Below are 24,102 nucleotides of genomic sequence, written 5' to 3'. Positions count from 1 at the left end.
GGACCATGAAGATGGAGGTTTCCATGGCAGTCGGAACTTGCCCGAAACGAACATACGCTGCACTCGCAGGTCTGTTCCTGGCGATGTGTTCTGGGTTGGTTGCGTGCGCGACCCACCAATCCACGATTGTGGAGGAGCTCTCCAGCCGCAGCCGAATTCCCCCAACAGAACTGCAGCAGCTACTGAATGACTGTGATCGAACACAGCGCAGCATGAACATCTGCGCTTTTCGAGATTTTGTCGCATCAGACCTCGACCTCGATGCTGCACTCAAGGCCAAGCGGGAATCCTTGCCACAATGTCGCGCCCAGATAGATGGTGCTCAAGCCGCTTGGGAAGCCGAGCGTGAAAAAGCATGCAACGAAGAGCCGGAAGCAGAAGAAGGCGGCTCGATGCGCCCCATGCTTATCAGCGCTTGCAAAACCACAGCTACCAGAGCGCGAATCACATTTGTGAAAGAGATTAAATAGTGTCCCGGAGGGCAATAGAGTTGGTCAAGCCAGTTACCTCTGTCCACCAGAGCCAGCCGCCCAAAGCTGGCCGAGCAGCTTGACGCCAATCGTTGCCCGGTGCACCTTGGCATCGGTGTTCCCGAGTGCGCGCATCACTTCTTCCCAACGTGAGCCCAAGTTCACCTCCCTCGCCGTCTTGAGGTGGACAGCGGTAAAGTCCTTATAGGGAAGCGAGCGCAGCGCAGCGGGGGTTACCAGGTTTTCGGTATGCAGGTGTACGAACCAGGGCGCAGGGAGGCTGCCATTCGACTGCGGCATGTGGTCGATACGCACTTCGAACAGCCTGCCACGGTTGCCGCGGTCGCCCTCCGAGGGAAGGCGGTTCGGAGTCGCGACGCGTGCCAGTCCCTTCATTGCCAACAAGCGCTGCAAATGCGGCGCGCGCGGCTGCGGATCGGTCTTGAGCGCATCGGCTTCGCGCCGATCGAAATCGTGCTCGATCATCTGGAGAAGATGCAACCGCGTGTCGAGTTGCGCGAGGCGTTGGTCTTGCCTGGGAAGCTTGCTTTTGAGTTGCAGCAGACGCTCTCTCGATCCGAACCAGCCCTGCATGGAGGTCCTGGCAAAATCGAAGGCCGTCGCAGCGTCATGCCTGGAATCGCCGATCAGTCGCTCTACGTTTGTGGTGTCCTTGCCAAGGCGTTTGGCGATCTTGATGAAATCTCCCCCGAGTTCGGCCACAAGTGACGGCTCCAAGGGGGTACCCCTCAGCACCTCGTCGGCCTGTTTCTGCGCTGCGCTGCGATCATCGTTTGCCAGCCGTGCGGGCACTGCCGTCGAGCTGGAGGCAGCGGGCGTCTCCTTGCGGACCTTGCGTGACTTGGCCGATTCGCCTGATGTCGTTATCGCTAATCGTGGCGTCACTGATGCGGATGTTTTTTCGGTCGGGGCCTTCGCTGCGCCAATCAACTGCCTGTCATGGACAGCGGACTGACACAGATCAAGAAACGCCTGGCGTTGATCGGTGAGCGCCGTTGCGATTTCGAGCATGGTCGGCCATAGATGATCTCTGGAATGATCCCCTTCCTCAATGAGAGCGGCAGCATCTAGACACAGCTTCATCCCCACTCGGCCACGAATCTCGGCGTATTCGATAACGACGCCTTTGTACATGGCCAGCTCCTCCGGTGTAAGCGAACACTCGGTTGAGGACAGGCGTTCGACATGGAAATTCATCAATTTTACGAGCGCTACACTCAAATCGGCGTCCATATAGTTGCCGACTTCTACGAGCTCACTCAGTCGGTCCAGCACCTGTGGTAGGCCGCAATCGCTGGCCTGAACGCAGAGTTTCTTTGCATGTATGTCGAAGATCACTCCGCGGACGGTCTGCATCAGAGTGTGGCAACCTCCTATCATCGCCCTGAAGAGCTGCAGTTGGTCCTTGAGCCAGTCGGGCGGCGCTTTATCTGTCATCGGCGACTTGATGCGTCGGCAAACTTCCTCCAACGCTGCAATGGCATCAAGAAGATGAGTGCGTAACGCAAGCCATGATTCCGGCTGTTGCAGAAGGATGGCTTCGGCGGGCAACGCCAACATAACGACCCCTTCCGTGTGCACATAGCCCAATTCCTTGACCATCTTTTCACAGATTATATTTTGGCACGAATTATAGTTCAGCGCTGCGGCTTGTGCGAGCTGCGAAAGCAACTTACTCTCGTGGCATTCGACTTGGTCGAGCGGCAACTGTTGTCGCATCTTCAGCTCGGCCAGCGCCTGCAACCCTTGTCGAGCGGATTCGATGGCTAACGCGCCGGACCTGAGTCTTGCTTCAAGGCCCTTTATGTTCCCCGGATCCGCCGGCGCTATGTTTGCCAAGCGGTTGAACTGTTGCAGCCTGGACAAGGCATTGTTCAATACGACGCAAGGATCTGATCCTTGCGAGGCAGGCGTCGGGGCAAAGAGCGCCGCACTGACGTCCCTGGCGTTGGCGGACGATGCCGCTTGGGCATTGGCTCTGGACGCTCTGATCGGCCTCCGCGGCCTGATGGCAAGCCCGCTGAGTTGCGCGGAGGTCGCCACAACGTCGGCAGACGCACTTGCCGTTACCCCCGGATCCGGGCGCGTCGGTGCAGGTTGCGTGGATTGCGAGGGATCCAGTGGGGTCTGATTGGTCGTTCTGACTTTAGGCACGGTGCATCCTCTGATATTGCCATTCAATTGCCACGCGCATGACGTCCAGATGCGCCCGTTCTCGGGATGTGCGTGGATCTTGGGGGTGTGGCACGGAAAGGCCTGGCAAGTCAGCGAAAACGCCCGGTGCCGCGGCGTGGTGCAATACTTGTTTTACGTGCGTCATAGAGCTCAGTACGCTTGCCGGATCACGCTGCATGTCGCAGCACCTGCATCGCGCGATGTTGGATCAGCCCTGCCCTTCTTCAACATGCGATCGTGGCTGACGCATCCGCAGCGATACCTCTGTGGTGCCTGTGATCGCCGTTTCAACGCAAGCAGTTCGCTACTCACTCACTGGTCGGATGGGCGCCAAGCCGATGCCTAAGTAAACCACCGAATGCTGCGCCGTTCGCATGCTAGGCGAATGGCTGGTGCCTGATACGAAGCCACATGGAACAGGGTCGAGCTGAATTTGATAGGGCAGCGAGACCAGGTTCATGGCCCGTTTCATTACGTACCCAAAAATGTACCTGACTAGCACGCCACTTCAGCCCGGTCGCAGCCTGGGCGCCAACCGCCCCGCACATTGACGGCAAGTCATTCGTGCAGCAGTCAGAGCATGGCAATGAACCGTATCCAGTTCCAATCCGGGATGTCGCTGTCGGCCTTTATGGCTGAGTACGGCGGAGAAAAGTAGTGCGAGAGCGCTGTGGAAGTGGCCCGTTGGCCGGTTTCTGGTTCTTTACAAACTCCACTAACAAAAAACCCCGACCGAGGCCAGGGTTCTTCGCTGCATCTGGTGCCGGAAATAGGAATCGAACCTACGACCTACGCATTACGAATGCGCCGCTCTACCAACTGAGCTATTCCGGCTGAACCGCCAATTCTAGGGGGGCGCCGGCCGCCGGTCAATTGACCAGGCGCAGGCGCAGTTCCTTGGGCAGGGCGAACACCATCGACTCCGGTTCGCCGGCCAGTTCGCCCACGCCATCGGCGCCCAGTTCGCGCAGCCGCGCGATGACGCCGTCCACCAGCACCTGCGGCGCCGAGGCGCCGGCGGTCAGGCCGATGCGGCGCTTGCCGGCGATCCAGGCCGGGTCGATCTCGTCGGCGCCGTCGATCAGGTAGGACTCCACCCCATCGCGTCGCGCCAGCTCGCTGAGCCGGTTGGAATTGGAGCTGTTCGGCGAGCCGACCACCAGCACCAGGTCGCACTGCCGGGCCAGGTCGCGCACCGCGTCCTGGCGGTTCTGGGTGGCGTAGCAGATGTCGTCGTTCTTCGGCCCCTGCATCGCCGGGTAGCGCGCGCGCAGCGCGTCGATGATGCCGCGGGTATCGTCCACCGACAGCGTGGTCTGGGTGGTGTAGGCCAGGTTCTCCGGCTGCTGGATGTCCAGCGTGGCGACTTGCTCGATGTCCTCGACCAGATAGATGCGCCCGGCGCCGCGTTCGCGGTTCCACTGGCCCATCGTGCCCTCCACCTCGGGGTGGCCGGCATGGCCGATCAGCACCACGTCGCGGCCTGCGCGGCAGTGCCGGGCCACTTCGAAATGGACTTTGGTGACCAGCGGGCAGGTCGCGTCGAACACCTTCAGCCCGCGCCGCTCGGCCTCCTGGCGGACCGCCTGGGACACGCCGTGGGCGCTGAAGATGACCGTGTTGCCGTCGGGCACCTCGTCCAGTTCCTCGACGAAGATCGCGCCGCGCTGCTTCAGGTCGTCGACCACGAAGCGGTTGTGCACCACCTCGTGGCGCACGTAGATCGGCGCGCCCAGGGTCTCGATGGCGCGCTTGACGATCTCGATCGCACGGTCGACGCCGGCGCAGAAACCACGGGGATTGGCGAGCAGAACGTCCATTGCCCGATTATCCCGCTTTTCGCTTCGACTTGCCGTCGAACACGCCGAACACGGCGATGCCCACGGCGCCGGCGACGATCGCCGAGTCGGCGATGTTGAACGAGGGCCAGTAATGGTCGCCCACGTACCACTGGATGAAATCGACCACGTGGCCATGCATCAGCCGGTCGATCACATTGCCGATCGCGCCGCCGATGACCAGGGCGTACGGCATGGCGCCGCGCCAGTCGCCGCGCGGGGTGCGCGCCAGCCACCAGGCCAACAGGGCGCTGATGCCCACCGCCAGCGCGGTGAAGAACCACAGCTGCCACCCGCCGGCATGGCTCAGGAAGCTGAACGCAGCGCCGGTGTTGTAGGTGCGGTACCAGTTCCAGAAGCCGGGGATCACCGGCACCGCGGTGAACTCGGGCAGGCTGGACAGCACCCAGGCCTTGCTCCACTGGTCCAGGCCGATCACCAGCACGGACAGCAGCAGCCAGCTCAGGGCGGAGGGTTTGGATCGTACGGTCATGCGCGGAGTCCGGCTCGGGCGAAGGTTGGATGTGAAAGACGGCGACGCGGCGAAAATCACGACGGCGACGGCGAATGGGTCGCCGCCGCCGCTGCCGCACAGGGGCGGATCAGAACCAGGTGCGCTCCTCGCCCGGTCCGCCGATGTTGCCGACGCAGCGGCCGCACAGTTCCGGGTGCGCCGGATCCACGCCCACGTCAGCGCGGTGGTGCCAGCAACGCACGCACTTCTGCTTGCTGGTCGCCTGAGCGCTGACGAAGATCTCGTCGGTGCTGGCCTCGCGCACCACCACGTCGCCGCTGATGAACAGGAAGCGCAATTCCTCCTGCAGCGGCTGCAGCTTGGCGGCCGTGGCCGCGTCGGCGGCGACGGTGATCTCCGCCTCCAGCGCCGCGCCGATGACGCCGTTGCTGCGCATCGGCTCCAGCACCTTGGCCACCTGCTCGCGCAGCGCCAGCAATTGCTCGAAATCGGCCGCGCTCAGCGGCGCATCGTCCGGCATCGGCGCCAGGCCTTCGTACCAGGTCGCGAACAGCACGTTGCCGACGTGCGCGCCGGGCAGGTAGCCCCACAGTTCGTCGGCGGTGAAGCTCAGAATCGGCGCGATCCAGCGCACGAACGCTTCGGCGACATGGAACATCGCGCTCTGCGCCGAACGCCTGCCGTGCGAGTCCTCCGGCATCGTGTACAGACGGTCCTTGGTCACGTCCAGGTACAGCGAACCCAGGTCCACGCTGCAGAAGTTCAGCAGCGCCTGCACGATCGCGGCGAAGTCGTAGCGCGCGTAGGCGGCCTTGATCTGCTCCTGCACCTCGTAGGCGCGATGCACGATCCAGCGGTCCAGTGCCACCAGTTCCGGCAAGGTGCGCAGATGCACGGCCGGGTTGAAGCCGTGCAGGTTGCCGAGCAGGAAGCGCGCGGTGTTGCGCAGGCGCCGGTAGGCGTCGGAGTTGCGCTTGAGGATCTCCTGCGACAGCGACATCTCGTTGCTGTAGTCGCTGGAGGCGATCCACAGGCGCAGGATGTCCGCGCCCAGGGTCTTCATGATGTCCTGCGGCTCGATGCCGTTGCCCAGCGACTTGGACATCTTGCGGCCGTGCTCGTCCACGGTGAAGCCGTGGGTCAGGCACTGCCGGTACGGCGCCGCCTGGTCCATGGCCACGCCAGTCAGCAACGAGGACTGGAACCAGCCGCGGTGCTGGTCCGAGCCTTCCAGGTACAGGTCCGCCGGCTTGGGGAAGCCGCGCTCGGCCAGCACCGTCTCGTGGGTGACGCCCGAGTCGAACCACACGTCGAGGATGTCGGTGATCTTGTCGTAGTCGGCGTCTTCGTCGCCGAGCAGTTCGGCGGCGTCGAGCGTGTACCACACGTCCACCCCGCTCTCCTCGACGCGGTCGGCGACCTGGCGCATCAGCTCGGTGCTGCGCGGATGCGGCTCGCCGGTCTCGCGATGCACGAACAGCGCGATCGGCACGCCCCAGGTGCGCTGCCGCGAGATGGTCCAGTCCGGACGCCCGGCGATCATGCCGGCGATGCGCGCCTGGCCCCAGGACGGATACCAGTGCACGCCCTCGATCGCCTGCAGCGCATCGGCGCGCAGCCTGGCCTGCTCCATCGAGATGAACCACTGCGGGGTGGCGCGGAACGCGATCGGGGTCTTGTGCCGCCAGCAGTGCGGGTAGCTGTGGACCATGCTCGCGTGCGCCAGCAGCACGCCGCGCGCGGCCAGCACCTCGGCGATGGTGTCGTTGGCCTTCCAGATGTGCAGCCCGGCCAGCGCCACACCGTCGGCCGGCGGGGTCGAAGGCAGGTACACGCCGCGGCCATCGATCGGATTGATCTGCGCGGCGCCATAGCGATCGATCAGGCCGTACTGCCTGGCCGCCACATAGTCTTCCTGGCCGTGCCCGGGGGCGGTGTGCACCGCGCCGGTGCCCTCCTCGTCGGACACATGGTCGCCAAGGATCAGTGGAATGTCGCGCTCGTCGTAGAAGGGATGCGCCAGCACCTGGTTTTCCAGCGCCGCGCCGGCGACGCGGCCGTGCACCACCACGTCGCTCACGCCGTAGCGTTGCAGCGCGCGCTCGGCCAGCGCATCGGCCAGCACCAGCCAGCGGCGGCGACCGTCGCGTGCCGGGCCTTCGACCAGGGCGTAGCTCAGGTCCGGCCCCAGCGACACCGCCAGCGAGGCCGGCAGCGTCCACGGCGTGGTGGTCCAGATCGGCACCGCGACTTCGACGCCGTCCGGCAGCGCGACGCCGAACGCCGCCGCCAGCGCCGCGCCGTCGCGCGCGGCGTAGGCCACGTCCACGGTCGGCGACTGCTTGTCGGCGTATTCGATCTCCGCCTCGGCCAGCGCCGAGCCGCAATCGAAGCACCAGTGCACCGGCTTCACCCCGCGGGTCAGGTGGCCGTTGTCGATGATCCTGGCCAGCGCGCGTATCTCGTTGGCTTCGAAATGGAAATCCAGCGTGCGGTACGGGTTGTCCCAGTCGCCGATCACGCCCAGGCGCTTGAAATCGCGGCGCTGGATGTCGATCTGCTCGTTGGCGTATTCGCGGCATTTCTGCCGGAACTGCGCCGCATCCAGCTTGACCCCGACCTTGCCGTACTTCTTCTCGATCGCGATCTCGATCGGCAGGCCATGGCAGTCCCAGCCCGGGATGTACGGCGCATCGAAGCCGGCCAGGTACTTGGACTTGACGATGATGTCCTTGAGGATCTTGTTGACCGCGTGACCGAGGTGGATCGCGCCGTTGGCGTACGGCGGGCCGTCGTGCAGCACGAACAGCGGCCGGCCCTGGGCGTTGTCGCGCAGCTGCGCGTACAGCCCCTCGCTCTCCCAGCGGGCCAGCGTATCCGGCTCGCGCTTGGGCAGATCGCCGCGCATCGGGAAGTCCGTCGCCGGCAGATGGAGGGTGGCTTTGTAGTCCTGGGTCACTGGGATTTACCGGTCGGTGGTCTTCATGGGGGAGTCCGCGCGCGAAGGCGCGGGCTGGTGCGCGTGGCCCGCGCCCTCGGCGTGCGCGCGCGGCGGCGCGGACGCGAGCAGGCGGCGGGCCAGGGCGGCGTCGCGGTGCATCTGTTCGGTCAGCGCCGGCAGATCGGAGAACGTTTCTTCGTCGCGCAACTTGGCGACGAATTCCACGGCGATGTGGCGCCCGTACAGGTCGCCGTGGAAATCGAACAGGTGCGCTTCCAGCAGCGGCTCCACGCCCTGCACCGTCGGCCGCGTGCCGAAGCTGGACACCGCCGGCCACGGCTGCGCGGTCACCCCGTGCACCCAGCTCGCGTAGATGCCCGACAGCGCCGGGGTGCGCGGGAAACGCAGGTTGGCGGTGGGATAGCCGAGGGTGCGCCCGAGCTGCTTGCCGCGCACCACGCGGCCGTCGATCGCGTACGGGCGGCCGAGCAGTTCGGCGGCATGCGCGAATGCGCCGGCCACCAGCAATTCGCGGATGCGGGTGCTGGAGATGCGTTCGTCGCGCAGGTGCACCGGCTCGATCTCGCCGGCGGAAAAGCCCAGTTGCGCGCCCATCTCGCGCAGCAGCGCGATGTCGCCGCCGCGCTTGTGGCCGAAACGGAACGCCGGGCCGATCCACACCTCGCGCGCCTGCAGCCGATCGACCAGGGTGCGCCGCACGAAATCCTGCGCGCTCATCGACGACAGGCGCCGATCGAAGCGCAGCAGGCCCACGCTGTCCGCGCCCAGCTGCTGCAGGCCTTCGACCTTGGTCCGTGCCAGGGTCAGCCGCGGCGGCGGCGCGGCCGGCGCGAAGAACTCGCGCGGCAGCGGCTCGAAGCTCAACGCCACCGCCGGCACGCCGACGGCGCACGCGCGCGCCGATGCCTGCCGCACCAGCGCGCGGTGGCCAAGGTGCAGGCCATCGAAGGCGCCGATGCAGACCACGCTTCCCTGCGGGAACAGGGTCCCGCCCTCGACGTCTCTAAACAGCCTGCTCATTCCTCGGTCCGAAGCGTCGGCGCTGGGGCGCCGGTCGATGATGATGCGTAACCGGCGAGTATAGCGACTGAGGGGCGGGTTCGGGGTTCGGGGTTCGGGGTTCGGGGTTCGGGGTCGGGGTCGGGGTCGCGGAGAAGGAAGATGACCCCCTCCTCAAGACCGGAATCGACCGATAAAACAGCAGACGTCGGCGATGGTTGCCGATCATGCGCCGGATTCGAGCAGTATCGCCGGCCGACGCGCCGAGACGTGTTACTGGCGAGGACCGGAGCGCCCGAAAACAGTCGGTAACCACTGTCAATCGCTGACCCAAAGACGTCCCGGCCCGGACACTCAGGATCACCGCCCAGTTCGACTCCATGATCAGCGTCTCTCTATCGCGCTCGGCAAACTTGACAACGACGCAACCCAATGCTAAAAAAAATCGAACGCTAAAGAAATGGAATCTCATAGCAAAGGAGTAGAAATCTCATGAATGAGGCAAAGGCTTATCACGCTCGCTTGATTGATCCGCAGACTTTGACGATTTTGTGCACATATACTTGCACCGCTGCATGCAGGCAATGCTGTTTCGAATCAAGTCCCAAAGTCGTAGGAAGGCTCGAGCGTGAAGCGCTCCTGGATCGCATCAAGGAAGCCAAGAGCAAGTTTCAGAACCTCAAGATAGTTGTATTCAGCGGTGGCGAGGCTACTCTTCTGAAAGAGGACCTCTATGAAGCCGTTGCTTTGTGTACGAGCTTAGGGCTCTTGACACGCATTGTATCGAACGGCTCCTGGGGTAAGACAGAACGATCTGCCAATCATGTTGCCTCAAAGCTGGCTGCTTCACGCCTCTCAGAACTCAACATCAGCACCGGAAAAGATCATCAGGAATTTGTCTCTCAGGATTGCGTCATCAACGCGGCCCAAGCGGTTACCGGCTGCATGATTCCGACACTGATCACCGTCGAGGCTGATGAAGAAAAAAACAGGCACTATCGCCACCTTGCGTCGGATCCGCGTGTACAGAAGTTACTCAGGGAGGGATTTCTACGCATTCAGTCCAACAGTTGGATGCCCTTTCACAACGATGCCGACGAGCGCGGCCAGGAAATCGACCACGAAAGCTTGAGAAATGGCTGCGACCAGATCTTCTCAAACGTCGTTGTCACCCCTCACGACAACCTGTCCGCGTGCTGCGGGTTGACACTCGAGCATATTCCAGAGATGCGCCTTGGTCGTTGTGATGGCAGCAATATGGATGCACTCTACTACAGCCAGTCTCAAGACTTCCTAAAATTCTGGATACACACGGACGGCCCATACGCGATCATTGAAAGTGTTCTAGGCAAGGAATCTGCCAAGATCCTTGATGGCGTAGTCCATATATGCCAAGCCTGCGCAATCCTCCATAAAGATGACGAGGTAAAGCGCGCAGTGTTATCCCGTTATCAGCAGCTTGCGCCGGAGGTCATGACAAGGTTCTACCTGAAGCGAGCCTTGGAAGTTTCGAGCAAAAAAATTTCACCTACCCTAAACAAGGAAGAAGAGACCACATGAAGAGAAGGAAATTCATACAGGCTGCCCTGGTTGCCCCAGCAGCTGCCACAGCCACCGCTAGCGGCGCCAGCTCTGAAAGGCTCTACGGAACCCCACTAAGCGTTCAGGCCGACGGGGGCCAAGCGGCAGCGAAATTCATGCTTCCGCTGTCGCAGACTGGCCTTCCAGCTGATTCGTGGGCGGAGTTGGCACGAGTCGCGCAAGTCGTTGATCGCGTATTGACCTCTAGCGAAGAGTCGACCCTGTTCCGTGCGTCCCCAGAGAAATTCCTTCGATCCCATGGGCTCGACGGCTCTGACAGGATACTCAATAGCGAAGTCACCAGAATGCTCGCCTGCGCAAGCGACCCAGCTGTTCGGCAGACGTTAGAGAATTCAGACTGGGATGGCGCAATCACACTCTTTAAGGCAGCAGGGCTCTTCGAGCAGCCCGAGACGTCGGTACTGACAAACCGAATCGCGACTGCGCTGCAAGGGAACTACGATGAAATTGCCAAGATTCTTCGATCAGAAGGAATGGTCACGCAAAACGACCAAGACCAGGCACTTCTGGAGCTAGTCACCCACACCGCTGGCACCCCGACCGAAGATGACTTGGCAGCGCTCTACCACCTGACCTCCCCTGGTCGCGTCACACCGATGTTCTGCACAACTGTGACCGTTTGTGTCGCAGCCGTGACAGCTGGCGCCGCGGTTACAGCAGTGGTCTATCTAATGGTCGCGGTCGTTTCTGCAGCTGCCGTTCTTACTCAGGTCAGCACCTCTGGCAGTTCGCCACAACCCCCACAATTAGTTGAGGACCGCGGAGGTGCGTTCAATGGAAGCATGACAAAACTTGATCCGCTCTTGGTTAGGAACAGCCAGCGCGCGCTGCGGCTTGGAGCCATCCTTGGTAGCTCAGAACTTCAAACACAGGTGTATCGAGACCTGATCTCACGTGAAGTGGATGCATTCATGCGCGCCATGGCCAGTGCAGGCCTCTTCCAATTCGACGAGACCCAACTCAGCACAGCCATATCCGCGGTTCAGGCCTATTCACTCAGGATCTCTGGCCTAGCACCTCAGAGTGAGAGTCGGAGCAAGTTATGACGTTCAGATCGAAGATCGACTGGTGGTTAGCGGCTATCATGTTGTTAGTGATCGCGGTCTCTCTCGTAACTGTCGTAGCTGCGTCGCATGGGCGATCCAATGGAGGCTTGCTAACCGCGGCAGCCGTCTTTGTTATAGGTACCGTATTGCCCGCCTGGCTCCTGCTTTCCACGGCATACACCATTGAATCAGAAGTCCTCATCGTTCGCAGCGGCCCGATCAGGCAACGTATACCACTAGATCAGATTAGTGACATAAGGCCTTCATCAAATCCAATTTCCAGCCCGGCCCTCTCTCTTGATCGCCTTGAAATACACTATGGCCAGAAGAGAATCCTGATTTCCCCTAAGGACAAACAAGGATTTATAAAGGCCATCCGAGACGCACAAAGAGCCTTAGAGCAACGCTGATCGAGTGTGTGTCGATAGCTGTGAAGAGAGCTCCTTCCGAAAGAAGCGTCGGCGCGGGTGCGTCGGCCGATAATGCTTAACCGTTAAGTATAGCTTGGGTGGCACGGGACTCGGGACACGTAAAAGCAGATGCTGCTCGCACCAATGCGATCCAGCAGACTTTGGATTCGGCTCATTCACCCATGAGACCCATCCCGAGTCCCGAGTCCCGAGTCCCGAGTCCCGAGTCCCGAGTCCCGAGTCCCGAGTCCCGAGTCCCGAGTCCCGAGTCCTCACTGCTCGCGCAAATCCCGCGGCCTGAACCCCAACACCAGCAACGCCAGCAGGTACACCGCCCCGCCGCCGCCGACCAGCGCCAGCAGGCTGCCAATGCGGTGCCACTTGTCCATCGTGGTGAACCCCGGCAGCCAGTGCAGGCCCAGCCCCAGCACCGCGGCCATCGCCGCGCAGGCCACGCCCAGCCGCAGCAGGTAGCCGGCCCAGCCCGGCCGCGGCCGGTATACCTCGGCGCGGCGCAGCCAGCGCCACAGCAGCGACAGGTTGATGTAGCTGGCCACCGCGCTGGCCAGGCCCAGTGCCAGGTGCAGGCCCGGCACCGCCTCCAATGCCGCGCGCACGCCCTGCGCACGCAGCTCAGCCGGCACCCACAGCTGGTACAGGATCGCCAGGAACAGCAGGTTCAGCAGCATGTTGGCGACCAGCGCGACCACCCCGGCGCGCACCGGAGTACGCGTGTCCTGGCGCGAGTAGAACGCCGGCAGCAGCACCTTCAACAGTGCGAACGCGGGCAGGCCGAAGCTCAGCCCGAACACCGACATCGCCGCCATGCGCGTGTCGAACGCGGTGAACTTGCCGTACTGGAACAGCGTGGCCACCAGCGGTTGGCTCAGCAGCATCAGCCCCAGCATCGCCGGTACCGCGATCAGCAGCGTGGTGCGCAGGCCCCAGTCCAGCGCGTTGGAGAAGCCGGCATGGTCGGTCTTGACGTGGTGCCGCGACAGCGCCGGCAGGATCACCGTGCCCAGCGCCACGCCGAACACACCCAGCGGCAGTTCCAGGAAGCGGTCGGCCTGCGACAGCCAGCTCTGCGAACCGGCGTATAGGAACGAGGCGATCACCGTGTCCAACAGCAGGTTGATCTGCGCGATCGAGGAGCCGAACAGGGTCGGCACCATCAGCGTCAGCACCCGGCGCACGTCCGGATGGCTCCAGCCCCAGCGCGGCAGGGTCAGCAGGTCGATGCCGCGCAGCGCCGGCAACTGGAACAGCAGCTGCAGCAGGCCGGCGACCAGCACCGCCCAACCCAGCGCCAGGATCGGCACCTCCAGCTTCGGCGCCAGCCACAGCGCGCCGGCGATCATGCACAGGTTGAGGATCACCGGGGTCAGCGCCGGCAGACCGAAGCGATGGAAGCTGTTCAAGGCGCCGCCGGCCAGCGCGGTCAGCGACACGAACAGCAGGAACGGGAAGGTCAGCCGCAGCAGGTGAACGATCAGGCCGAACTTGGCCGGATCGTCGCTGGAGCCGGGATTGAACAGCAGCGCCACCTGCGGGGTGAAGATCAGCCCCAGCGCGGTGACCAGCAGCAAAATCCCGCCCAGGGTGCCGGACACCCGCGACATCAGCGTGCGCAGGTCGGCATGCGGCCGGGTTTCCTTGACCTCAGTGAACACCGGCACGAAGGCGGTGGCGAACGAGCCTTCCGCGAACAGCCGACGCAGGAAGTTCGGAATGCGGAAGGCGACCCAGAAAGCGTCGGTGGTCGCGTTGGCGCCGAACGAAATGGTGATAGCCTGATCGCGTACCAGCCCCAGCACGCGCGAGACCATGGTCATGCTGCTGAACGAGAGCAGCCCGCGGAGCATGCGCGGCGTACTCATGCAGCGACCCTCTTGACAATTGGCTTGACGCAGTTGTTTAGAACCTTCATACTCTCCCGCTTGTTTTTATCCACCACACAGCTTTCCAGGAAACCACCACCGTGGCCAATATCAAGTCCGCCAAGAAGCGCGCCAAGCAGACCGTCGTGCGCAACGCGCGCAACACGGCTCAGCGTTCGATGCTGCGCACCGCCGTCAAGAAGGTCATCAAGGCCCTGGACGCCAACGACGCCGCAGGCGCCGAAGCCGCTTTCGCCGTTGCCCAGCCGATCCTCGACCGTTTCAGCTCGCGCGGTCTGATCCACAAGAACAAGGCGGCGCGCCACAAGAGCCGCCTGACCGCCCGCATCAAGGCGATCAAGACCGCCGCCTAACCGGCTGCGGTTGTTGCCGGAAGCGCCCGCGCTTCCGGCACTACGAAAAAGCCCGGCTTCGGCCGGGTTTTTCGTGTGCGTGTGATCCGCTGGCGACAAGCGCACGGCGGACCGGCCGCCGCGCTCAGAGCGCATCGGCGGCGGAGGCATTGGCGGCCGCTTCCAGCGCATCCTCGCGCTGGCGGTCGAAGAACGCCATCACATCCTTCATGATCGGCCAGGTGCCGTCGCGGCTCAGCGCCGAGACCAGGTACCACGGCTGGGTCCAGCCGAGTTCGGCCACGACCTGCTGGGCCAGCGTGCGCGCCTCGCCCTCGAACAGCAGGTCGGCCTTGTTCAGCACCAGCCAGCGCGGCTTGGCCAGCAGCGCCGGGTCGTGCTTTTCCAGCTCGCGCTCGATCGCGCGCACCTGCTCGACCGGCGATACGCCATCCACGCCGCCTTCCATCGGCGCCAGATCCACCAGGTGCAGCAGCAAACGCGTGCGCTGCAGATGGCGCAGGAACTGCGCACCCAGGCCGGCGCCGTCGGCCGCACCTTCGATCAGGCCGGGGATGTCGGCGATCACGAAGCTGCGGTAGGCCTCGACGCTGACCACGCCCAGATTCGGATACAGCGTGGTGAACGGATAGTCGGCGACCTTCGGCGTGGCCGCAGACACCGCGCGGATGAAGGTGCTCTTGCCGGCATTGGGAAAACCGAGCAGACCGACATCGGCGAGCAGCTTCAGTTCCAGCTTCAGCGTGCGCTCCTCACCCTCCTCGCCCGGCGTCGCCTTGCGCGGCGCGCGCGTCACCGAGCTTTTGAAATGCATGTTGCCCAGGCCGCCCTTGCCGCCTTGCGCGACCAGCAGCCTGTCGCCGTGCGCGACCAAGTCGCCGATGGTCTCGTCGGTATCGACATTGATCACCACGGTGCCGACCGGCACGGTGATGACCAGGTCTTCGCCGCCCTTGCCGTACATCTGCCGGCCCATGCCGTTCTCGCCGCGCTGCGCACGGAATGCGCGCTGATGGCGGAAATCGACCAGGGTATTGAGGTTCTCGTCGGCGACCAGCCACACGCTGCCGCCGTTGCCGCCATCGCCACCGTCCGGCCCGCCCAGCGGGATGAACTTCTCGCGGCGGAAGCCGATGCAGCCGTTGCCGCCATTGCCGGCACTGACCTGGATTTCTGCTTCGTCTACGAGTTTCATGGGGTACGGCCTGATAGAGAGTGAAAAGTGTAGCGGGGGACCGGGGACCGGGGACCGGCAAGATGGCGTCCCAGCAAAAATTGCTGTCAAGCGATTTCCGGGACCTGGTCCCCGGCCCCGGCTCCATCAACGAAAAACCCCGCCGAAGCGGGGCTTTCGTCAGCAAGCCCGCGCCGTGGCGCAGGCCCTGGAGGCGAAACGCTTACGCCTCGGCGGTGGCCGCTTCGGCAACCACGCTCACGGTGCGACGCTTCTTGGCGCCCTTCACCGAGAACTCGACCTTGCCGTTGACCAGCGCGAACAAGGTGTGGTCGCGGCCCAGGCCGACGCCCGAACCCGGGTGGAACTGGGTGCCGCGCTGACGCACGATGATGTTGCCGGCCTCGATCGCCTGGCCGCCGAAGATCTTCACGCCCAGGTATTTCGGGTTGGAGTCGCGGCCGTTGCGCGAGGAACCTACGCCTTTTTTATGTGCCATGACTGCTGCTCCTTACTTCTTGTCGCCACCGGCGATGCCGGTGATCTCGATTTCGGTGTAATGCTGCCGGTGCCCCTGACGCTTCATGTGGTGCTTGCGGCGGCGGAACTTGATGATGCGCACCTTGTCGGCACGACCATGGGCCACGACCTTCGCAGTCACGGTGGCGCCGTTCAGCGCGTCACCGAGCTTGATGCCGTCGCTGTCGCCCAGCATCAGGATGTTGTCGAACTTGATCTCGTTGCCGGCTTCGACTTCGAGCTTTTCCACGCGGAGCGTTTCGCCCTGCGCGACGCGGTATTGCTTACCGCCAGTTACCAGTACTGCGTACATGACCAGACTTCCTCTGTAGTTATTGTGGTCGCCCCTGCCGTGCCTCTTCGGGCAGACAGGAGCGGAATTTTAATGGCTTCAGCGGGTTAGGGTCAAGCCCCGACCCCGGCGCGGATGCGGCCCCGGCGCCCCGCCGCGATTGGCTGAACCAGCCAGCCGCGGCGCGGCACGAATCCTGGCAAATCCGGCAATTGCCCCCACCTGACAAGCTGGGTAGGCTGATCGATTGCCGTCCCCTCTCCGCCCCCACGCTGGCCCTGGGCTGACGCCCGGCCGGCACAACACGGACTTCTCATGGCGATGGATTTCATCCGCATCCGCGGCGCGCGGACGCACAACCTCAAGAACCTCGACCTCGACCTGCCGCGCGACAAGCTGATCGTGATCACCGGCCTGTCCGGCTCGGGCAAGTCGTCGCTGGCGTTCGACACCATCTACGCCGAAGGCCAGCGCCGCTACGTGGAGTCGCTGTCGGCGTACGCGCGGCAATTCCTCAGCGTGATGGAAAAGCCCGACATCGACCACATCGAAGGGCTGTCGCCGGCGATCGCGATCGAGCAGAAATCGACCTCGCACAACCCACGCTCCACGGTCGGCACCATCACTGAGATCTACGATTACCTGCGCCTGCTGTACGCGCGCGTCGGCCAGCCGCGCTGCCCCGACCACGGCTATCCGCTGGAGGCGCAGACCGTCAGCCAGATGGTGGACCACATCCTGAGCCTGGACCCGGAGCAGCGCTACATGCTGCTGGCGCCGGTGATCCGCGAGCGCAAGGGCGAGCATGCGCAGGTGTTCGAACAGCTGCGCGCGCAGGGCTTCGTGCGCGTGCGCGTGGACGGCGCGCTGTACGAAATCGACGCGGTGCCGGCGCTGGCGCTGCGCCAGAAGCACACCATCGAGGCGGTGATCGACCGCTTCCGCCCGCGCGCGGACATCAAGCAGCGCCTGGCCGAGAGCTTCGAGACCGCGCTGAAGCTGGCCGACGGCATGGTTTCGGTGCAGTCGCTGGACGACACCGCGGCCGCGCCGCACCTGTTCTCCTCCAAATACAGCTGCCCGGTCTGCGACTACTCGCTGCCGGAGCTGGAACCGCGGCTGTTCTCGTTCAACGCGCCGATGGGCGCCTGCCCGAGCTGCGACGGCCTGGGCGTGGCCGAGTTCTTCGATCCCGAGCGCGTGGTGGTGCATCCGGAACTGTCGCTGTCGGCCGGCGCGGTGCGCGGCTGGGACCGGCGCAACGCCTACTACTTCCAGCTGATCGCCTCGCTGGCCAAGCACTACAAGTTCGACGTGGACGCGCCGTGGCAATCGCTGCGGGCGAGCGTGCGCCAGGCGGTGCTGTACGGCAGCGGCGACGAAAGCATCACCTTCACCTACTTCACCGACGCCGGCGGCCGCAGCCAGCGCAAGCACCGCTTCGAAGGCATCATCCCCAACCTGGAGCGCCGCTACCGCGAGACCGAATCGCCGGCGGTGCGCGAGGAACTGGCCAAGTACATCAGCCAGCGACCGTGCCCGGACTGCAAGGGCGCGCGCCTGAACAAGGCCGCGCGCAACGTGTTCGTCGCCGACCGCCCGCTGCCGGACCTGGTGGTGCTGCCGATCGACGACGCGCTGCACTTCTTCCGCCAGCTCGATCTGCCCGGCTGGCGCGGCGAGATCGCCAGCAAGATCGTCAAGGAGATTGGCGAGCGGCTCGGCTTCCTGGTCGATGTCGGCCTGGATTACCTGACCCTGGAACGCAAGGCGGACACCCTGTCCGGCGGCGAGGCGCAGCGCATCCGCCTGGCCAGCCAGATCGGAGCCGGCCTGGTCGGGGTGATGTACGTGCTCGACGAACCGTCGATCGGCCTGCACCAGCGCGACAACGAACGCCTGCTCGGCACGCTCACGCGGCTGCGCGACCTGGGCAACACGGTGATCGTGGTCGAACACGACGAGGACGCGATCCGCCTGGCCGACTACGTGCTGGACATCGGCCCCGGCGCCGGCGTGCACGGCGGCGAGATCGTCGGCCAGGGCACGGTGGCGGACCTGCTGAAGGCGCCGCGCTCGCTGACCGGCCAGTACCTGTCGGGCAAGCGCCGCATCGAGATCCCCGCCAAGCGGCACAAGGCCAATCCGAAGATGACCCTGCACCTGCGCGGGGCCACCGGCAACAACCTCAAGAACGTGGACCTGGACATCCCGGCCGGGCTGCTGACCTGCGTCACCGGCGTGTCCGGTTCGGGCAAGTCGACACTGATCAACGACACCTTGTTCACCCTGGCCGCCAACGAGATCAACGGCGCCTCGCATGCGGTGGCGCCGTACCGCGAGATCGAACACCTGGACCTGTTCGACAAGGTGGTGGACATCGACCAGTCGCCGATCGGGCGCACCCCGCGCTCCAACCCGGCCACCTATACCGGCCTGTTCACGCCGCTGCGCGAGCTGTTCGCGCAGGTGCCCGAATCGCGCGCACGCGGCTATTCGCCGGGCCGTTTCAGCTTCAACGTGCGCGGCGGCCGCTGCGAGGCGTGCCAGGGCGATGGCCTGATCAAGGTCGAGATGCATTTCCTGCCCGACGTGTACGTGCCGTGCGACGTGTGCCATGGCAAGCGCTATAACCGCGAGACGCTGGAGATCCTGTACAAGGGCTTCAACATCAACGACGTGCTGCAGATGACCGTGGAGGACGCGCTGCGCCTGTTCGAGCCGGTGCCGACCATCGCGCGCAAGCTGGAGACGCTGGTCGATGTTGGCCTGAGCTACATCAAGCTCGGGCAGAGCGCGACCACGCTTTCGGGCGGCGAAGCGCAGCGGGTGAAGCTGTCCAAGGAACTGTCGCGGCGCGATACCGGCCGCACCCTGTACATCCTCGACGAGCCGACCACCGGCCTGCACTTCCACGATATCGAAGCGCTGCTGGGCGTGCTGCACAAGCTGCGCGACGAAGGCAACACCGTGGTCGTGATCGAGCACAACCTGGACGTGATCAAGACCGCGGACTGGGTGGTGGACCTGGGCCCGGAAGGCGGCCATCGCGGCGGCACCATCCTCGCCACCGGCACCCCGGAGGACATCGCCGCGCATCCGGATTCCTATACCGGCCAGTTCCTGGCCAGGCTGCTGCCCGTCGGCACCGTGGCCAAGCCGACCAAACCGGCAGCGATAGCCAACAAGCCCGACGCGCTGCCGCCGCGCAAGAGCAAAGCCGAGAAGGCCGCCGCCAAGAAGGCGGCCAAGCAGACCACGACCAAGAAGAAGGCCGCACGATGAGCGCATCCCCAGCCGACTCATCCCCCTCGCGCAAGCCGCTGGCGCGCGTGCCGATCAGCGTGCGCTGGCGCGACATGGACAGCATGGGCCACGTCAACAACGCCAAGTACATCTCCTACCTGGAAGAGGCGCGCGTGCGCTGGCTGCTGCAGGTGGACGGCTTCTCGATGCGCAACCGCATCGCCCCGGTGGTGGCGGCGACCAACGTCAACTACCGGCGCCCGATCGTGTGGCCGAACGACATCGTGGTGGAGCTGTTCGTCGAGCGCATGGGCAGCAGCAGCATCACCGTCGGCCACCGCATCGTCGACCAAAAGGACGACAGCGTGCTGCATTCGGACGGCAACGTGGTGGTGGTATGGATCGACACCAAAACCGGCAAGAGCGCGCCACTGCCGGCCGAGATCCGCGCGGCCTGCGGCTGAAAGGTCGGGGACTCGGGAAGGCAGGATGGTGTCCCGGAGTGAATCGATGTCAAGCGATTTAGCGATTTGATGCAAAAATGGCCGCTTTTTTTTAAGAAAGTGGCCATTTTTTTCAGCTGCGGCGCAGCCGCTTTTCTGTGGGAGGGGCTTCAGCCACGACGCGTTATCGGTAAGGCGTCGGGGCTGAAGCCTCTCCCACAAAAAGCGCAGCATTGCTGCAGATATGGGAAAGTCCCGAGTCCCGAGCCCCACCAAAACTACGGCTTGCCAGCACTCACCTTCAATGCGCTCCGCACTTCGCGCCCGTCCTCCAGCACGAAAGCGATCGGCACGCTCGCCCCCTCGCGCAGCGGCTGCGCAGGCTGCATCAACATCAGGTGCAGGCCGCCGGGCTGCAGCACCGCGTCGGCGCCGGCGGCCAGCGGCAGGCGCTCGATTTCGCGCATCTTGCTGACCCCATCCACCTGCGTGGTCTGGTGCAGGCTCACCTGAGCGAACGCCGGGCTGCGCACCGCCACCACCGCCAGCGCCTGCGCGCACGGGTTGTGCAGGCGGCCGAAGCCGGCGGCCATGGGCATCGCCGCGTTCGGCGGCAGCCGCACCCAGCCGGCCTGCCATTGCGGCAAACAGCCAGCGGCCTTGCTCGCGGCCGGCGCCGCGAGGACGGCCACCGGCGCCAGCCCGGCCAAACACGCCAGCCCGATGGCCAGCCCCCGTACGCATGCGGATGGTTTGAGCTTCATGGCTCTATGATAGCGGTCCCGCACCGCGCCGCCTTCGGAAGCTTTTGCATGACCTCGCTGATCCAGGTTCTCGGCCACGGCCCCATACGCCAGCTGCGCCTGGCACGCGCGCCGGTCAACGCGCTCGACACCACCCTGTGCGCCGAACTGGCCGCGGCGATCGCGCAGGCGCAGGCCGACGCGGTGTCCGCGCTGGTCCTGTCCGGCAGCGAACGCATCTTCTCCGCCGGCATGGACGTGCCGCACCTGCTCGGGCACGGCAGCGACCGCGCCAAGCTGCTCGGCAGCTGGCAGGCGTTCTTCGCCGCGGCGCGCGCGCTGGCCGACAGCGCGATCCCGGTGGTGGCGGCGCTGACCGGCCATGCGCCGGCAGGCGGCTGCGTGCTGGCGCTGTGCTGCGACTACCGGGTGATGGCACGCAGCCCGGAACCGGCGCATTCGGTCACCATCGGACTCAACGAGACCCAGGTCGGCCTGGCCGCGCCGGAAGGCATCCAGCGCCTGCTGCGGCGCGTGGTCGGCGCGCACCGCGCCGAGCGGCTGCTGGTCGGCGGTGAACTGGTCAGCGCCGAGCGTGCGCTGCAGATCGGCCTGGTCGACGAACTGGTGGACGCCGAACAGGTGGTCACGCGTGCGCTGGCCTGGCTGCACGAGCTGCTGAAGCTGCCGCGGCAGCCGATGCTGCAGACCCGCGCGATCGCCCGCGCCGACCTGCGCGCCGCGCTGGCCGACGAGCACATCCAGCTCGAGCGCTTGGTCGACGGCTGGCAGGCGCCGGACACCCAGGCCGCGCTGCACGCGCTGGTGGCCAGGCTGGACAAGCGCTGAGCGGCGCCGGCACGCAGGCCGGCGCGGGCGGCCCGCTATAATCGCGGACAGTCCTCGTCCAGGCCTCGCCTCTTGTCCGCCACGCCGCCCGCCCCCGTCGTCTCCGAACTGATCGAACTGCTGTCGCTGGAACGGCTGGAGGACAACCTGTTCCGCGGCAAGAGCCGCGACATCGGCACCAAGTACGTGTTCGGCGGGCAGGTGCTGGGGCAGGCGTTGTCTGCGGCGCAGGCGACGGTGGACAACGGCCGCCGCGCGCATTCGCTGCATGCCTATTTCCTGCGCGCCGGCGACATCGACCACCCCCTCGTCTACGACGTGGACCGTACCCGCGACGGCGGCAGCTTTTCGGTGCGCCGGGTCACCGCGGTCCAGCACGGCAAGGTGATCTTCTTCTGCGCCGCCTCGTTCCAGGAGCAGGAAGAGGGTGCCACCCACCAGCTGAAGATGCCGGAGGTGCCGCAGCCGGAGGATATCGAGCCGACCCCGGCCGCGCGCCCGGACGTGCTGGCGACGCTGCCGACCAAGGTGCAGCGCTGGCTCTCGCGCGGCGGCCCGTTCGAGTTCCGCCACGTCTACCCGCGCGACGAACTGAACCCGCCCAAGCGCCCGCCGTTCCAGCAGATGTGGCTGCGCCTGAGCGAACCGGTCGGCGACGCGCCGGAGCTGCATCAGGCCCTGCTGGCCTATGCCTCGGATTTCCACCTGCTCGGCACCGCGACCTTCCCGCACGGGATCAGCTACTACACGCCGAACGTGCAGATGGCCTCGCTCGACCACGCGCTGTGGTTCCACCGCCCGTTCCGCGCCGACGACTGGCTGCTGTACTCGCTGGACAGCCCCAGCGCGCAGGGCTCGCGCGGCCTGGCGCGCGGCCAGTTCTTCACCCGCGACGGGGTGCTCGTCGCCAGCACCGTGCAGGAAGGCCTGATCCGCGTGGTGCCCGATGCCGGCGCCGCGGCGCAGGTCCCGGCCAAGCACTGAGGCGGCGACGATGCGGCAGATCTTCAGCAGCCAACGCGTGGAAACCGCCGAAGGCGTGGCCAAGCTGTTGCGCGAGCAAGGCATCGAGGTGCGGCTGAGCAACGGCCGCTCCTACCGCAGTCGGCGCAGCGGCCAGTTCAGCTACATCGACCCGGTGGCGACGCAGGTGCAGCCGACCGTGTGGGTGGTGCATGCCGACGACCAGCCGCGTGCACGCGCCGTGCTGCGCGAGTCCGGCCTGATCGACAGCACCCGCCAGGACCCGGCGCAGACACTGCCGTACCTGAGCGAATTCCGCTCGCAGGCGGTGCCGGACAGCGGCAAGCGTTGGGCCTGGCGGCTGCGTGTCGCGCTGTTGCTGGCGATCGGCGCGGTGGCGCTGGTGACGGTGCTGCGCCATCGCAGCAATCAGGCCGCCGTCCCCACTCCGGCGGTGGCGCCAGCCGCCGCACCGGCGCCGCAACCGGCGCAGGACAGCGACGAAGTGCGGGTGCGCGTGCAACCGGCGCAACGCGGCAACTGAGCCGGCATCGGTAAAGACATGCTGTTTCTTGCAGGGTTTGGGGTGGCCGTTGACGGCAGCCAAAGCCGGAGATTTCGTCACCGCGCCTGTGGCGGTTGAAACGTTCGCGATCGACTGGCTGCACTGCTGACTGTCTGCACTGCAGGAAGGGCTTCAGCCCCGACAGGCTGCCGACGTTCGCCACTTCGCCAATGTGCCTGTCGCGGTCGAAACCGCTCCTGCAGCGGGCGTAGCGGTTGGCCGGGAGCGCTGCTTGGCCAAATAAAAACGCCCCTGCGCATCGCTGCGCAGGGACGGCTGTCGATCGGCGCCTTGTTGCGTGTTGCCTGTTGCGGGGTGGAACGATCAGTTCGCGTCGGGTGCGGCCGGCATCGGCTTGGCGCCATGCTTCCGGCCGGGCTTGTGCATCCACATCGACTGCGCTGCGTCGAACTCGGCGCGGCTGAGCATGCCGTCCTTGTTGGTGTCGGCGGTGGCGAACCATGCGTCGCGATGCTGCTTGGCGCGCAGCTCGAAGTCGGCGCGATCGACGAAGCCGTCCTTGTTCGCGTCCATCTTGTCAAAGCGCGCGGCGAACGTCGGATCGGCCTTGGCCTCGTCGCGGCTGATGCGGCCGTCCTTGTTGGTATCCAGCTTGGCGAGCATGGCGCCATGCTCGCCGCGTCCGCCACGCTCGCCGCGACGGCCATGGCGCGGGAACTCGTCGGGGCTCAGCTTGCCGTCGTGATTCTTGTCCAGCGGGTCGAAGTGCTGGGCCAGGCGCGGATTGGCCGCGGCTTCGCTGCGATCGATGACACCGTCGCCGTTCTTGTCCAGCCTGGCGACGCCGCCGGCAGCAGCCGGCGCGGCCGGATCCGACGGCGGCGGATTGGCGGCATAGGCACCGCCGGACAGCACGGCGAGCATGGCCAGGGCGAGCAGCGGGTTGCGGTAATTCATGGAAAACTCCCTGAGTGAAAGGAAGACACCTGCCGGCGCGGCAAGCGCGTGCGGCAGTCACCAGCGCAGCAGGAACGGACCGCCAGGCGGGCCGGCGCAGCGGCGCCTTCACTGCAATCAACGCCCCGTTGCGGGCGC

General features: G+C 65.1%; 21 protein-coding genes and 1 tRNA gene. 10 read left to right on the top strand and 12 right to left on the bottom strand.

Annotated elements, in window-relative coordinates; all coding sequences use genetic code 11:
* The first annotated feature begins 5 nt into the window (after positions 1-5).
* Positions 6-470: a lysozyme inhibitor LprI family protein gene (locus tag E4A48_RS02215; RefSeq protein ID WP_142741818.1), complete on the top strand. Its 465-nt coding sequence runs from the start codon at positions 6-8 to the stop codon at positions 468-470.
* A gap of 33 nt (positions 471-503) precedes the next feature.
* Here the strand turns inward: E4A48_RS02215 and xopP are convergent, their stop codons facing one another.
* The 6 genes from xopP to E4A48_RS02185 all read right to left on the bottom strand — a co-directional run bounded on the left by xopP (position 504) and on the right by E4A48_RS02185 (position 8,961).
* Positions 504-2,645, bottom strand: a complete 2,142-nt coding sequence (gene xopP / locus E4A48_RS02210) for a type III secretion system effector XopP (RefSeq protein WP_142741817.1) — start codon at positions 2,643-2,645, stop codon at positions 504-506.
* 779 nt (positions 2,646-3,424) lie between these two features.
* Positions 3,425-3,500: transfer RNA gene (locus tag E4A48_RS02205), tRNA-Thr, on the bottom strand.
* A gap of 35 nt (positions 3,501-3,535) precedes the next feature.
* Positions 3,536-4,486 carry a 4-hydroxy-3-methylbut-2-enyl diphosphate reductase gene (ispH, locus tag E4A48_RS02200; protein ID WP_058196980.1) on the bottom strand — a complete coding sequence of 317 codons (951 nt, stop codon included), beginning with the start codon at positions 4,484-4,486 and terminating at the stop codon, positions 3,536-3,538.
* Between the two features lie 7 nt (positions 4,487-4,493).
* The gene (lspA, locus tag E4A48_RS02195; RefSeq protein WP_003469627.1) at positions 4,494-4,997 is read right to left on the bottom strand and encodes a signal peptidase II; all 504 of its coding nucleotides are present in this window, start codon (positions 4,995-4,997) and stop codon (positions 4,494-4,496) included.
* A 109-nt stretch (positions 4,998-5,106) separates the two neighbouring features.
* The gene (gene ileS / locus E4A48_RS02190) at positions 5,107-7,938 is read right to left on the bottom strand and encodes an isoleucine--tRNA ligase (RefSeq protein WP_142741816.1); all 2,832 of its coding nucleotides are present in this window, start codon (positions 7,936-7,938) and stop codon (positions 5,107-5,109) included.
* Positions 7,939-7,944: 6 nt separating this feature from the next.
* Positions 7,945-8,961 carry a bifunctional riboflavin kinase/FAD synthetase gene (locus E4A48_RS02185; RefSeq protein ID WP_142741815.1) on the bottom strand — a complete coding sequence of 339 codons (1,017 nt, stop codon included), beginning with the start codon at positions 8,959-8,961 and terminating at the stop codon, positions 7,945-7,947.
* A 471-nt stretch (positions 8,962-9,432) separates the two neighbouring features.
* On the opposite strand from E4A48_RS02185, the gene E4A48_RS02180 reads away from it, so the two are divergent.
* Genes E4A48_RS02180 through E4A48_RS21530 form a run of 3 tightly spaced genes read left to right on the top strand, consistent with a single transcriptional unit; the run spans position 9,433 to position 11,998 of the window.
* Positions 9,433-10,500, top strand: a complete 1,068-nt coding sequence (locus tag E4A48_RS02180; protein ID WP_237653259.1) for a radical SAM protein — start codon at positions 9,433-9,435, stop codon at positions 10,498-10,500.
* A complete protein-coding gene (locus E4A48_RS02175; RefSeq protein WP_142741814.1) occupies positions 10,497-11,588 on the top strand; it encodes a hypothetical protein in 1,092 nt (363 codons plus the stop codon). Before E4A48_RS02180 ends, E4A48_RS02175 begins: the two co-directional genes overlap by 4 nt.
* Positions 11,585-11,998, top strand: a complete 414-nt coding sequence (locus E4A48_RS21530; RefSeq protein ID WP_080603111.1) for a PH domain-containing protein — start codon at positions 11,585-11,587, stop codon at positions 11,996-11,998. The genes E4A48_RS02175 and E4A48_RS21530 overlap by 4 nt, the downstream gene beginning before the upstream one ends.
* Before the next feature lie 272 nt (positions 11,999-12,270).
* Here the strand turns inward: E4A48_RS21530 and murJ are convergent, their stop codons facing one another.
* Positions 12,271-13,863, bottom strand: coding sequence for a murein biosynthesis integral membrane protein MurJ (gene murJ, locus E4A48_RS02165; protein ID WP_185910748.1), 1,593 nt, complete (start codon positions 13,861-13,863; stop codon positions 12,271-12,273).
* Positions 13,864-13,979: 116 nt separating this feature from the next.
* Between murJ and rpsT the strand changes: the two genes are divergently transcribed.
* Positions 13,980-14,252, top strand: coding sequence for a 30S ribosomal protein S20 (gene rpsT, locus E4A48_RS02160; protein ID WP_003469619.1), 273 nt, complete (start codon positions 13,980-13,982; stop codon positions 14,250-14,252).
* Between the two features lie 124 nt (positions 14,253-14,376).
* On the opposite strand, the gene cgtA is transcribed toward rpsT, so the two are convergent.
* The 3 genes from cgtA to rplU form a co-directional block, all read right to left on the bottom strand.
* Positions 14,377-15,447: an Obg family GTPase CgtA gene (gene cgtA / locus E4A48_RS02155; RefSeq protein WP_142741812.1), complete on the bottom strand. Its 1,071-nt coding sequence runs from the start codon at positions 15,445-15,447 to the stop codon at positions 14,377-14,379.
* A gap of 202 nt (positions 15,448-15,649) precedes the next feature.
* On the bottom strand, positions 15,650-15,925 hold the full coding sequence (rpmA, locus tag E4A48_RS02150) for a 50S ribosomal protein L27 (RefSeq protein ID WP_003468912.1): 276 nt from the start codon (positions 15,923-15,925) through the stop codon (positions 15,650-15,652).
* 12 nt (positions 15,926-15,937) lie between these two features.
* Positions 15,938-16,258, bottom strand: coding sequence for a 50S ribosomal protein L21 (rplU, locus tag E4A48_RS02145; RefSeq protein WP_039005690.1), 321 nt, complete (start codon positions 16,256-16,258; stop codon positions 15,938-15,940).
* Positions 16,259-16,552: 294 nt separating this feature from the next.
* Between rplU and uvrA the strand changes: the two genes are divergently transcribed.
* Entirely contained in the window at positions 16,553-19,522 is a 2,970-nt protein-coding gene (gene uvrA / locus E4A48_RS02140; RefSeq protein ID WP_039005691.1) for an excinuclease ABC subunit UvrA, read from the top strand.
* Complete coding sequence (locus E4A48_RS02135; protein WP_142741811.1) at positions 19,519-19,947, top strand: acyl-CoA thioesterase; 429 nt, start codon at positions 19,519-19,521, stop codon at positions 19,945-19,947. The genes uvrA and E4A48_RS02135 overlap by 4 nt, the downstream gene beginning before the upstream one ends.
* A gap of 257 nt (positions 19,948-20,204) precedes the next feature.
* On the opposite strand, the gene E4A48_RS02130 is transcribed toward E4A48_RS02135, so the two are convergent.
* Positions 20,205-20,690 carry a copper chaperone PCu(A)C gene (locus E4A48_RS02130; RefSeq protein WP_142743077.1) on the bottom strand — a complete coding sequence of 162 codons (486 nt, stop codon included), beginning with the start codon at positions 20,688-20,690 and terminating at the stop codon, positions 20,205-20,207.
* Positions 20,691-20,738: 48 nt separating this feature from the next.
* Between E4A48_RS02130 and E4A48_RS02125 the strand changes: the two genes are divergently transcribed.
* The 3 genes from E4A48_RS02125 (at position 20,739) to E4A48_RS02115 (ending at position 23,025) form a co-directional block, all read left to right on the top strand.
* Entirely contained in the window at positions 20,739-21,518 is a 780-nt protein-coding gene (locus tag E4A48_RS02125; RefSeq protein WP_142741810.1) for an enoyl-CoA hydratase/isomerase family protein, read from the top strand.
* A 72-nt stretch (positions 21,519-21,590) separates the two neighbouring features.
* On the top strand, positions 21,591-22,502 hold the full coding sequence (gene tesB, locus E4A48_RS02120) for an acyl-CoA thioesterase II (protein ID WP_039005694.1): 912 nt from the start codon (positions 21,591-21,593) through the stop codon (positions 22,500-22,502).
* Positions 22,503-22,512: 10 nt separating this feature from the next.
* Positions 22,513-23,025, top strand: coding sequence for a putative signal transducing protein (locus tag E4A48_RS02115; protein WP_039005695.1), 513 nt, complete (start codon positions 22,513-22,515; stop codon positions 23,023-23,025).
* A gap of 345 nt (positions 23,026-23,370) precedes the next feature.
* Here the strand turns inward: E4A48_RS02115 and E4A48_RS02110 are convergent, their stop codons facing one another.
* Positions 23,371-23,964 carry an EF-hand domain-containing protein gene (locus E4A48_RS02110; protein ID WP_142741809.1) on the bottom strand — a complete coding sequence of 198 codons (594 nt, stop codon included), beginning with the start codon at positions 23,962-23,964 and terminating at the stop codon, positions 23,371-23,373.
* Between the last annotated feature and the right edge of the window lie 138 nt (positions 23,965-24,102).

This window comes from Xanthomonas translucens pv. cerealis, assembly GCF_006838285.1.
Taxonomy (GTDB): domain Bacteria; phylum Pseudomonadota; class Gammaproteobacteria; order Xanthomonadales; family Xanthomonadaceae; genus Xanthomonas_A; species Xanthomonas_A cerealis.
This window is presented reverse-complemented; position numbering and strand designations above follow the sequence as displayed.

Coding starts and splice junctions, on each gene's coding strand:
- E4A48_RS02215 (WP_142741818.1), top strand. CDS start 6: ATGAAGATGGAGGTTTCCATGGCAGTCGGAACTTGCCCGAAACGAACA.
- ispH (WP_058196980.1), bottom strand. CDS start 4,486: ATGGACGTTCTGCTCGCCAATCCCCGTGGTTTCTGCGCCGGCGTCGAC.
- lspA (WP_003469627.1), bottom strand. CDS start 4,997: ATGACCGTACGATCCAAACCCTCCGCCCTGAGCTGGCTGCTGCTGTCC.
- E4A48_RS02185 (WP_142741815.1), bottom strand. CDS start 8,961: ATGAGCAGGCTGTTTAGAGACGTCGAGGGCGGGACCCTGTTCCCGCAG.
- E4A48_RS02180 (WP_237653259.1), top strand. CDS start 9,433: ATGAATGAGGCAAAGGCTTATCACGCTCGCTTGATTGATCCGCAGACT.
- E4A48_RS02175 (WP_142741814.1), top strand. CDS start 10,497: ATGAAGAGAAGGAAATTCATACAGGCTGCCCTGGTTGCCCCAGCAGCT.
- E4A48_RS21530 (WP_080603111.1), top strand. CDS start 11,585: ATGACGTTCAGATCGAAGATCGACTGGTGGTTAGCGGCTATCATGTTG.
- murJ (WP_185910748.1), bottom strand. CDS start 13,863: ATGCTCCGCGGGCTGCTCTCGTTCAGCAGCATGACCATGGTCTCGCGC.
- cgtA (WP_142741812.1), bottom strand. CDS start 15,447: ATGAAACTCGTAGACGAAGCAGAAATCCAGGTCAGTGCCGGCAATGGC.
- rpmA (WP_003468912.1), bottom strand. CDS start 15,925: ATGGCACATAAAAAAGGCGTAGGTTCCTCGCGCAACGGCCGCGACTCC.
- rplU (WP_039005690.1), bottom strand. CDS start 16,258: ATGTACGCAGTACTGGTAACTGGCGGTAAGCAATACCGCGTCGCGCAG.
- uvrA (WP_039005691.1), top strand. CDS start 16,553: ATGGCGATGGATTTCATCCGCATCCGCGGCGCGCGGACGCACAACCTC.
- E4A48_RS02135 (WP_142741811.1), top strand. CDS start 19,519: ATGAGCGCATCCCCAGCCGACTCATCCCCCTCGCGCAAGCCGCTGGCG.
- E4A48_RS02130 (WP_142743077.1), bottom strand. CDS start 20,690: ATGAAGCTCAAACCATCCGCATGCGTACGGGGGCTGGCCATCGGGCTG.
- E4A48_RS02125 (WP_142741810.1), top strand. CDS start 20,739: ATGACCTCGCTGATCCAGGTTCTCGGCCACGGCCCCATACGCCAGCTG.
- E4A48_RS02115 (WP_039005695.1), top strand. CDS start 22,513: ATGCGGCAGATCTTCAGCAGCCAACGCGTGGAAACCGCCGAAGGCGTG.
- E4A48_RS02110 (WP_142741809.1), bottom strand. CDS start 23,964: ATGAATTACCGCAACCCGCTGCTCGCCCTGGCCATGCTCGCCGTGCTG.